This window comes from Robertmurraya siralis (assembly GCF_005502275.1).
Classification (GTDB): Bacteria; Bacillota; Bacilli; order Bacillales; family Cytobacillaceae; genus Robertmurraya; species Robertmurraya siralis.
Genome location: NZ_SWLZ01000018.1, coordinates 87,092 through 97,482, shown reverse-complemented (window position 1 = coordinate 97,482; position 10,391 = coordinate 87,092). Strand labels below are relative to the sequence as shown.

Annotated in this window: 11 protein-coding genes; 5 read left to right on the top strand and 6 right to left on the bottom strand. The window is 38.5% G+C overall.

The genetic code is table 11. The features are described from left to right. Positions 1 to 102: 102 nt before the first annotated feature. Together argH and FCJ93_RS17910 are read right to left on the bottom strand one after the other, a co-directional pair. Entirely contained in the window at positions 103 to 1,488 is a 1,386-nt protein-coding gene (gene argH / locus FCJ93_RS17915) for an argininosuccinate lyase (RefSeq protein WP_137744315.1), read from the bottom strand. Beyond that, positions 1,485 to 2,690, bottom strand: coding sequence for an argininosuccinate synthase (locus tag FCJ93_RS17910; protein WP_095307942.1), 1,206 nt, complete (start codon positions 2,688 to 2,690; stop codon positions 1,485 to 1,487). Before FCJ93_RS17910 ends, argH begins: the two co-directional genes overlap by 4 nt. Before the next feature lie 244 nt (positions 2,691 to 2,934). Here FCJ93_RS17910 and FCJ93_RS17905 point away from each other — a divergent pair, with 244 nt between their 5' ends. Next, the gene (locus tag FCJ93_RS17905; protein WP_095307943.1) at positions 2,935 to 3,249 is read left to right on the top strand and encodes a hypothetical protein; all 315 of its coding nucleotides are present in this window, start codon (positions 2,935 to 2,937) and stop codon (positions 3,247 to 3,249) included. A gap of 29 nt (positions 3,250 to 3,278) precedes the next feature. Continuing rightward, entirely contained in the window at positions 3,279 to 3,755 is a 477-nt protein-coding gene (locus FCJ93_RS17900; protein ID WP_170211349.1) for a GNAT family N-acetyltransferase, read from the top strand. A gap of 253 nt (positions 3,756 to 4,008) precedes the next feature. On the opposite strand, the gene FCJ93_RS17895 is transcribed toward FCJ93_RS17900, so the two are convergent. The 3 genes from FCJ93_RS17895 to FCJ93_RS17885 all read right to left on the bottom strand — a co-directional run bounded on the left by FCJ93_RS17895 (position 4,009) and on the right by FCJ93_RS17885 (position 6,351). Continuing rightward, positions 4,009 to 4,521 carry a MogA/MoaB family molybdenum cofactor biosynthesis protein gene (locus FCJ93_RS17895; RefSeq protein ID WP_095314703.1) on the bottom strand — a complete coding sequence of 171 codons (513 nt, stop codon included), beginning with the start codon at positions 4,519 to 4,521 and terminating at the stop codon, positions 4,009 to 4,011. Then, positions 4,518 to 5,354 (bottom strand): EcsC family protein, encoded by an 837-nt coding sequence (locus FCJ93_RS17890; RefSeq protein ID WP_137744314.1) that lies wholly within the window; start codon positions 5,352 to 5,354, stop codon positions 4,518 to 4,520. The genes FCJ93_RS17895 and FCJ93_RS17890 overlap by 4 nt, the downstream gene beginning before the upstream one ends. A 64-nt stretch (positions 5,355 to 5,418) precedes the next feature. Then, positions 5,419 to 6,351, bottom strand: a complete 933-nt coding sequence (locus tag FCJ93_RS17885) for a helix-turn-helix transcriptional regulator (protein WP_095314705.1) — start codon at positions 6,349 to 6,351, stop codon at positions 5,419 to 5,421. A 196-nt stretch (positions 6,352 to 6,547) separates the two neighbouring features. Here FCJ93_RS17885 and modA point away from each other — a divergent pair, with 196 nt between their 5' ends. From modA to FCJ93_RS17870, 3 genes are all read left to right on the top strand, one after another. Next, positions 6,548 to 7,357 (top strand): molybdate ABC transporter substrate-binding protein, encoded by an 810-nt coding sequence (modA, locus tag FCJ93_RS17880; protein WP_095314706.1) that lies wholly within the window; start codon positions 6,548 to 6,550, stop codon positions 7,355 to 7,357. 82 nt (positions 7,358 to 7,439) lie between these two features. Beyond that, complete coding sequence (modB, locus tag FCJ93_RS17875; RefSeq protein ID WP_095314707.1) at positions 7,440 to 8,126, top strand: molybdate ABC transporter permease subunit; 687 nt, start codon at positions 7,440 to 7,442, stop codon at positions 8,124 to 8,126. A gap of 5 nt (positions 8,127 to 8,131) precedes the next feature. Further along, entirely contained in the window at positions 8,132 to 8,773 is a 642-nt protein-coding gene (locus FCJ93_RS17870; RefSeq protein WP_137744313.1) for an ATP-binding cassette domain-containing protein, read from the top strand. A 28-nt stretch (positions 8,774 to 8,801) separates the two neighbouring features. Here the strand turns inward: FCJ93_RS17870 and FCJ93_RS17865 are convergent, their stop codons facing one another. Then, a complete protein-coding gene (locus tag FCJ93_RS17865; protein ID WP_095314709.1) occupies positions 8,802 to 9,989 on the bottom strand; it encodes an acetate kinase in 1,188 nt (395 codons plus the stop codon). Positions 9,990 to 10,391: the final 402 nt, after the last annotated feature.

The following is a 10,391-nucleotide window of genomic DNA, read 5'->3' as shown; positions in this document are numbered from 1 at the left end:
TTCACGGCCATTAACTAAGGTAATAGAAAAATGAACACACAAAAATAGAGAAAGGTGAATTTGAGTACCCTCAAATTCACCTTTCTCATTATTTGAAGCTAGTTATGTCCCAGCTCCTTTTAATTTGGCCTCAGCTTTTTGCAATGCCAGCCGTATTTGCTCAAATCCAGTCCCACCAGCACTATTTCTTCGCTTTACTGCCGTTATTGGATTTAATACTTCATAAATATCAGCTTCGAACAGAGGGTGTGCCTCTTTAAACTCAGACAATGTTAAATCAGCTAAATAGCATTGTTTGGTTACACATCTTAAGACAAGCTGGCCAACAATTTCATGGCTTTCCCTAAATGGGATTCCTTTTCCAGATAAATAATCAGCCAATTCCGTTGCATTTGAAAAATCATTTTTAGTTGCAGATTCCATTTGTGCACGATGTACCTTCATCGTTTCAATCATCCCAGCAAAAATCTTCAACGAACCTGTCACCGTTTTTACTGTATCAAACATGCCTTCTTTATCCTCTTGCATGTCCTTATTATAAGCAAGTGGAAGTCCTTTTAAAACGGTAAGGAGGCCCATTAAGTTTCCGTAAACACGTCCCGTTTTACCGCGAATTAATTCAGCCATATCCGGGTTTTTCTTCTGAGGCATGATACTGCTGCCTGTTGAGAAAGCATCATCCAATTCAATGAAACGAAATTCTTGAGAAGACCAAAGAATGATTTCTTCCCCTAAGCGGGAGAGATGCATCATTAAAATGGAACTAGCCGATAAAAACTCCAAAATGAAATCGCGATCACTAACCGCATCTAAACTGTTTTCATATATTTCATTAAAGCCTAACAGCTCCGCTGTAAGCTCCCGATCAATTGGAAAAGTTGTACCTGCCAGAGCCCCTGCACCGAGTGGAGAGAGATTTATTCTTTTTAAAGACTCCTGATATCTCTCTTTGTCCCGTTCAAGCATCCAAAAATATGCCATTAAATGATGGGCAAAGGAAATGGGCTGGGCTCTCTGCATGTGAGTATATCCTGGCATGATCGTTTCGACGTGAGCTTTTGCTTGAGCTAAAAGTGCTCCTTGCATTTCTTCGATGAGAGCCATGATATTCTCTGTTTGTTTTCGTAAATAAAGATGCATATCAGTTGCGACTTGATCATTTCTGCTTCTACCCGTATGTAGCTTTCCACCGACTGGACCGATCATTTCAGTTAACTGACTCTCCAAATTTAAGTGGATGTCTTCCAGCTTCACTGAATATTGCAATTGATTGCTCTCTGCTTTTTCCTTCAAGGAATGCAACCCTTTTGTAATAAGGGTTGCATCATCAACGGAAATAATTCCGCATTGCGAAAGCATGGCGACATGGGCCAGACTTCCGTCCAAATCCTCTAACACGAGCTCCTGATCAAACGAGATAGAAGCTCCAAATTCATCTACCCATTCTTCTGCTGTTTTTGTAAATCTCCCACCCCAAAGCTTCTTCACACTGTCACCTTCTTGTTTTGTACCATACTTTGTACTTTTGTTGGCAAGCCATATAATTGAATAAAGCCAACAGCGGCACTGTGGTCAAATTCATCCTCTTTCGTATAGGTGGCCAATTTCTCATCATATAGAGAATACGGAGACTTTCTGCCTTCGACAATCGCATGACCTTTAAAGAGCTTCACTCTTACCGTCCCTGTCACAAATTTTTGCGTGTCCTTTAAAAACGCCAATAAAGCAGAAGTTAACGGCGAGAACCACAATGCCTCATAAATCACTTCCGTTAGTTTCTTTTCAATGATTGGCTTAAAATGAGCCACTTCTTTCACAAGCGTTAAGTCTTCCAGCTCCTTATGCGCTTTGATTAATGTCATCGCACCAGGACACTCATAAACCTCGCGTGATTTGATTCCCACCAGACGGTTCTCTACATGATCAATACGACCGACTCCATGCTTGCCTGCAAGAATATTTAATTCTAATATTAGCTGCGCAAGTGGATAAGATTTTCCATTTAATTTAACCGGCACTCCTTGTTCAAATTCAATTTCAACATAATCAGGTGACTCTGGTGTATATTCTAAGCCTGTCGTTAACTCATAAGCATCCTCTGGCGGAGCAGCCCACGGATCTTCCAAAATTCCGCATTCATTACTTCTTCCCCAAAGATTTTGGTCAATCGAATACGGGCTGTCGAGATTGATCGGAATTGGAATCCCGTTTTGCTTTGCGTATTCAATTTCCTCTTCACGTGACCATCTCCATTCACGAACTGGAGCGAGTACTTTAAGTTCCGGATTTAATGCATGAATCGCAACTTCAAAGCGGACCTGATCGTTCCCTTTTCCAGTACAGCCGTGAGCGACGGCAACTGCCGCTTCCTTTTCTGCTATCTCAACGAGTTTTTTCGCGATAAGCGGACGTGATAAAGCGGAAACCAACGGATATTTGCCTTCATAAAGCGCGTGCGCTTGAAGAGCAACCAGTGCATACTCAATAGCAAACTCTTCTTTTACGTCAAGAACATAGGAGCTTACTGCTCCGACTTGCAGTGCTTTTTCCTTAATAAAATCTAAGTCTTTGCCTTCCCCCACATCCAAACAGCAGGCAACAACTGAATATCCTTGATCCTGCAACCATTTAATCGCAACAGAGGTATCTAATCCTCCAGAGTATGCTAATACCACTTTTTGATTTGTCATGTAAGATGTCCTCCCTTAAAAAACGAATTTATAACGTCAAAAAACGAATAAATATTCATCTGTTTATATTTTTATTCTTTTCCTTGTTAACCAATTTACCAAGATTCATGATACATTTCAATACTTATTCTTCATTTTGTATAAAAATTAATGTTTTCGCTACATGTTAAGCCGATGGAAGATTTTATTTAAGTGGTGTAGAATAATGAGTAAAACTATGTAGCATTTTGGGGGCATGCATTGTATGAATGAATTTTTTAGGCAGGACAACCGCTTAGGAATACCGATCCCTCATCTCAGTCATTCTTGGGAAAATTACTCCGTCGAAAATCAACAATCAATTCTTTTTGATTGGGAAAAAATACGCGGGAAAATTCCGGACAGAATCGCTGAACTTGAAAAAATCATCAATCAAAAACAAACAGAACTCTCTGATGAGGGGGATTTTGAACGTTCCTGCCAGTTAAATAGTGAAATTGCGGAGCTTGCATCAATTATCAATGATCTTTGGCTATGGTACCGAACCCATCAGGATATTGGCAGCAAGGTACATCAATAATATGTAAAAATGGGGACAAAAGGCAAAAAATGATACGTAAATATAGATTAGAAGATAAAGACTACATTGTAAATTCTCATTATGATTTATATAAAAGCGAATTTGGATACGACTTTTCTTTTCGAAAGTTTATAGAAAAAAATGTTAGTGGCTTTATTGAACGGGCAGATTCTTACGAAAATATTTTCATTTTAGAAATTGATGGGAAACAAAGTGGTTCCATCAGTATTAAAAAGGTTAATGACACTATTGCACAACTGGGTTTATTTCTAGTTGACCCCATTGTTCGCGGTACAGGGTACGGCCAAAAGTTAGTCGAAACAGCTATTAACTTTAGCAGAGAAAAAGGATTTGAAAATCTTATTCTTTGGACGAATAGTGAACTAAAATCAGCAAGAAGAATTTATGAGAGATTTGGGTTTAAATTAAAGAAAACTCAAATGCGAATACTTTCCAATAAAGAACTTATCGAAGAGAAATGGGAGTTGATGTTAGTAGATAATTAAAAAACTGCCTATTCAAGTAACAGATGCATGAGGAACAAATAAAGCTCAAATGGTTCCTGCGAGGATAATTCGAAGCAGATTTCCTAAGAACTTATCGCCGTACAAACTAAACAAAGCCTGTTCTTTCGATAAAGTCAACCTGCGGTGCAGCCACTCCGGTTGACTTATCTTTGGAAAGGTGACAAGAAGTTGGAAAGACCTTAAAATTAAATCCTCTCCTGTAAAAAAAGACAGCGGCTTTACGCTGTCCTTTTTAGAGATCCTTATGAAGTTCACGAACAACATGACCAATCTCAGGAAGAATTAAACGGCTCATCGCCAGTTTAACAGCTCCGGTAGAGCCAGGTGTAGAAAAGACAGCCTTGTTCTGAACTACACCAGCAATAGCACGGGATAAAATCGCTGCGGACCCAATATCCTCTTGATAGCTCAACATTCTAAAAAGCTCACCAAAGCCACTGATTTCTTTTGTAAACAATTCTTGAACCGTTTCAATTGTCACATCTCTTTTGGCAATTCCCGTCCCGCCATTTGTTAAAATCACATCAATGTTTGCTGTCTCACAGCCCTGTAGAACTGCATCGCGAATGGGCTTTCTCTCATCTTTGACAATCGCATAATCAACGATAATATGACCTGCGGCCTCCAGTAGTTGAATCATCGTTTGCCCGCTCTTATCGGTCTCCTTTGTCCGCGTATCACTAACCGTTATAACTTTACATCTAACTTTGTCCGGCGCTTCTTTCTTATGTTCAATCGTACTCATCTGTTTTTCTCCTTCTCCATTAAAAACCGCATTTGATAATATTTATGTGTAAAATCCGTGACTTTTCTTGTTAACTGATAGTTCGTACCTGCACCAATCGCCATACTAATAATAGGAATTCCCTGAACTTTTTTATTTTTAAACAGGAGAATCGTTACGGTTTTAAGGATTTGCCTTAACGGCTGCTCAAGCCATGCAAAATCAGTTAAATTCTCCTCGCCTTCATAAAAATAATACTCGTTTGTCGATTGAAGTTCATTCATCAATTTATCCCACCCCTGTCCCTGCAATCTTGCCGGGAGAGTAGCTGCATGAAAGACTTTTAATGATGTCATCAATTCAAACGGATGATTTACCTCATAACCATAGGTCATGGCAATTAGCTGGACAGAACGAATATTAATGACCGCTATCGCGGGAATATCTGTACCAAGGAGAACAGGTCCTCCAGTTCCTGCTAATCCCCCTTGTGCAAAGGAATATAATCGGTGACGTGCAATTTGCTGCTGCGCTATGTATTGCAATTGAGCGATGGATAACTGCTTCAAATCTTCAAGCTGCTGAATGTTTTCATTGAATACGCGCCCTGCAGATAAAATTCTTTCCTTCGCATCGTGCTGGATCTGACTACCTTGGATGAGGGCATGTAAATGAAAAAGCCATGTATCGACAACGGAAAAGAATTCCTGCTGCGTTTGCTCAGGAAGGAGTGCAAACGCCCGCTCAACATATTTTTCATAGGCTAAAACGAAATCATTTGTTTCATATTGATACAAACTTTGTTCCCAGTCTTTTATACTGTTTAATAGCGTTTGTTCTCTATCCGATAACATTTATTAACCTCCTTGGAGCAGCTTCCAGTTTAGTATAGCATAGCATTACGCTAAAATAGCCCTCCTACTGTTCATAGATAATTTTCCCTGTACACGACACATCATAACCAATCGATTGCAGTTCCTCCTTCAAATTAGACGATTGCAGAATATTTAATATCGCTGTAATTAATGGATGATTAGCTTCTGTTTTCAGCAGAACGAGATCATATCTTTCTTTAGTAAGAGGTACGAAATCAAGGCCAACAAAATGGGCTACCTTTTCAATTCCTACTCCAACATCTGCATACTGCTTTGAAACAACACCAGCAACCCCTAGATGGCTCGTTTCTACGTCTCCATAACCTCGAATCTGCTCCCTGCTTATTCCGGCACCTCTTAATTTTTCATCAAGTAAAATCCTCGCACCAGAACCTTTCTCCCTGTTAATGATCTTCACATCACTTCGAAGTAAATCATGAAAATCTCTTATGTTTTTTGGATTGCCCTTTGCAACATAAAATCCGGCATTACGGCAAATCAAATTAACGACGATAAAAGAATTACTTACTAGAATTCTCCTAATATAAGGGATATTGTACTCGCCTGTATCACCGTCAAACAAATGGGTGCTTACAATATCTGCTTCACCTTTATACATAGAAATTAAACTTTCCAAACTCCCCACATAGGACCGGAGCGGACGAAACTGTGCGGATTCCCTCTCAATGTACTTCGTCAACAAATCCAAGCTGTTGTCTTGGCCGCTAATAATAATAGAGCGCACGGAAGATTGACCAAGATTAGCATTTGTCACTGCTCCAGAAGTTTGCTCAGGTAAAGGAATTCCCTTCTCTTTATTCTTATACTTCTCTAAATCTGATGCATCCACTCGCATTTGTCTGCCCACTCTGTAGGCAGGAAGTTTTCCTTTCTTAATCAAATCATAGACCGTTAATTTAGAGACTTTTAATATTTGCGCAATTTGTTCCGTTGTATAAGATTCTTCTAATGGCATGATATTTCCTCCGAGAATTCATCTTTTGTTCTTATTTTATCATTTACGGAAGCAACTTTCAGAATTATACTTAATATATCTAATTATAACTATTTATAATTAGATATATTAAGTAGCATTCTAAATAGACTTTCCTATAATTTAATCTATTTAGATATCGCTATCTTACCGATAACTTACCAGGGAGGATTTTTAGATGAAAAACAAATGGAAGATTGGTATGATTTTTATACTAATTCTTATTGTTGGTGTGGGATGTAATAATCAAGAAGCAAGTGATGGCACACCAACAGAAGATACGAATCAGCAAGTAGAAAATACTGAATTATTAATTTCAACTGCCGCAAGCTTAACAGATGCCATGACAGAAATTGAAAAAGCTTTTGAAGATGAGTATTCAGACATTGATGTCTCTTTCAATTATGGAAGTTCCGGAACTCTTGCACAGCAAATTCAACAAGGGGCTCCTGCTGATGCCTTTCTTTCAGCTGATCAAAAGTGGATGGATACACTGGAAGAAGAAAACCTTATTCTCCCAGAGACAAGAATCGATTTTACTGGAAACAAACTTGTGCTAATTAGTCAAAAAGATCATAGCTTGGAGATTTCATCTTTCGAAGATTTGAATCCCGCAGAAATCGGAGATCTGGCCATTGGAAACCCTGAAAGCGTGCCTGCAGGTACATACGCTAAAGAAGTTCTGACCAAATTGAATAAATGGGAAGGTTTAGAAAAACATCTCATTCTTGCCAAGGATGTTCGCCAAGTGTTAACTTATGTAGAGTCTGGCAATACCGAACTAGGCATTGTTTACTCGAGTGATGCCTTCATTTCCGATCAAGTTAAAATCATTGCTGAAGCTTCATCAGATTGGCATACACCTGTCATTTATCCAGCAGCCGTAACCGCAGACAGCAAAAATGCCGACAGCGCAAAACGATTTATTGAATTTTTACAAACTGAAGAAGCACAAAGCATCCTCAATCAATTTGGATTTATCAAATAAGTATTTTTACAGCATAGAATGTCTGGATCTTTCTCAACAACAATATGGTTTTATGTATCAAAATTTAAAAGGAATGCATGAAATGAACTATACACCCTTATTATTATCTTTAAAGATTGCCAGCATTGCGACCATCATCGTCTTCATCGTCGGTATTTTTTTAGCAAGAATCATTGCTCGAAATTCGTTTCCGGGAAAGAATGTGGTGGAATCGATCATCCTCCTACCGATGGTATTGCCTCCGACTGTCGTCGGGTTCGGCTTGCTCTATTTATTCGGCAAAAATGGCATAATTGGCAGTCTATTGCTCGAGTGGTTTAACTTTCAAATCGTTTTCACATGGATTGGGGCCGTAATCGCATCCGTTGTTGTTTCTTTCCCATTAATGTATCAAAGTGCTTCGGCTGCTTTTCAAAACTTTGATCTCAATATCGAAAATGCTGCCTTAACCATGGGGGCATCAAAATGGAAAGTATTTTGGACGATTTCATTTCCTCTTGCATTCCCTGGCCTCTTAGCAGGAACCGTTTTAACATTTGCCAGAGCACTAGGTGAGTTTGGGGCAACGTTAATGATTGCTGGATATATTCCAAATAAAACAGAAACAATTCCACTGGCGATTTATTTTGCTGTGGAATCAGGCAATATGGAAGCTGCTACTTTTTGGGTTGTCATTATCGTTCTCCTCGGTTTTAGCTCGATTATGTGGCTGAATTGGTGGACAAAACGAAACATTTTACGATTTTCAGAAATAAATGACAAGAGGTAATGAATATGCTTTTTTTAGAAATCAGAAAAAAATTAACTTCTTTTGAACTAAATGTGCAATTAAAAGCAAAAAATGAAATCGTCATTTTATTCGGTCCATCCGGTTCTGGAAAAACGACCATATTAAATTGTATTGCAGGGCTTGCAACTCCTGACAGCGGCACCATCACTTTAAATAATATACCGCTCTTTAAAAGCAAAAAAGAATGTGTTCCGATTCAAAAAAGAAATATCGGATACTTGTTCCAGGATTATGCCCTGTTTCCACATATGACAGTAAAAAAGAATATTTACTATGGTGCGAGAGAACAAGAATTCGTCCACCAATTAGTTCAAGTATTGGAAATTGGACACCTGATGGAAAAATATCCAAGACAGATTTCCGGTGGAGAGAAACAAAGAGTTGCCCTTGCACGGGCATTGGCTACGAAACCACAGTTGCTCTTATTAGACGAGCCTTTTTCTGCCTTGGATCAACATATTCGTCAGGAATGCCAGGATGAGCTTTTACGGCTTCACCAAACTTGGAATATTCCTGTGATCATGGTCACCCATGATTATCAAGAAGCTCAAAAAATGGCCGATCGCATCTATAAAATCAATAAGGGGCAAGTTTCAGAAGAAATAAAAAGCAACTTTTCACAATAGGAAAAGTTGCTTTTCTCATTTGTTTATTTTAATGAGTTAATCTTACAACGTCTCTTGCAATCATGACTTCTTCATTCGTTGGGATGATCATTACTTTTACAGGAGAATGTGGATAACTAATAAAGGCTTCTTCTCCACGCACTTTATTTAAAGCCGGATCGAAGTATACACCCATGAATTCTAGACCTTGTAATACTCTTTCACGAATAGCTGCACTATTTTCACCGATTCCTGCAGTAAAGATAATCGCATCTACTCCATACATTTTAGCCGCATAAGAACCAATGTATTTATGAATACGGTCAGCAAAAACCTTTAGTGCTAACTCAGCACGCTCATTTCCTTTCTCTGCTTCTAGTTCAATATCACGTAAATCACTAGAGAAGCCAGAAACAGCTAGCATGCCACTTTTTTTATTTAAAACATCCAATACTTCCTCTGCTGTTTTGCCTGTTTTTTCCATAATATAAGGGATTAGGGCAGGGTCAATATTACCTGAACGAGTTCCCATTGTCACACCTGCTAGTGGAGTGAATCCCATTGATGTATCGATTGATTTTCCGCCTTCGATTGCTGCAATACTCGCACCATTACCTAAATGACAAGAAAGCAAACGTAATTGCTCAAGCGGACGTCCTAACATTTCTGCCGCACGTTCTGAAACATACTTATGTGAAGTACCATGGAAACCGTATTTACGAATACCATACTTCTCGTAGTATTCATATGGTAAGCTGTAAAGAAACGAGTTTTCTGGCATCGTTTGATGAAAAGCAGTATCAAAAACCGCTACTGCCGGAACATTCGGAAGCACTTCTTTAAATGCACGAATACCTGTAACATTAGCTGGATTATGAAGAGGAGCTAATTCTGAAAGTTTTTCAATTATTTGTAGTATTTCTTCTGTAATTAGAACCGAATCTGTAAATTCTTCCCCACCATGCACAACACGATGACCAATTCCTTCGATTTCATCTAATGATTGAATGATGCCTGTTTCTGTTAATTTATTTAATAACATTTTAACAGCAACACTGTGATTAGGAATATCCGTTGTTTCCGTTTGTTTTTCACCATTAACAGTTATATTGAAAATTGAATCCTTTAACCCGATTCGTTCAATTAACCCTTTTGTAATGACTTCTTCAGAAGGCATTTCAAATAATTGAAATTTTAAAGATGAACTGCCTGCATTAATTGCGATTACTTTAGCCATCGTTTCCGCTCCTTTAACCTAACTTCAATATGTATTTCTTACTTATTTTGTTCAAGTAAGCTTATTTATATCTCTCAATTTCCCATTTAATCATTGTCATTTGAACAATTCAAGGTCAAGAATAAAATGGTATCGTTTTCAAGTTAAAGTAAATATATTCTGATTATAAAAACTACTCTGTGAACGTTTCACAATGTATGATTGTCATCTCTTTACGATCCGAATATTCGTCATTTCGGATTCTCCACTCCTTGCGCTTCCGATCTAATACAACTGCGTTACCGACAGTCTTCAGGCTTCTCCTTTCACTTCCGCCCAATACAGCAGCAACTAACTCTCCCTCTTCAGGTTCCTCTCATTTTAACTGGTCCAATCCAATAGCCATTTGGAATCATTCCCCTG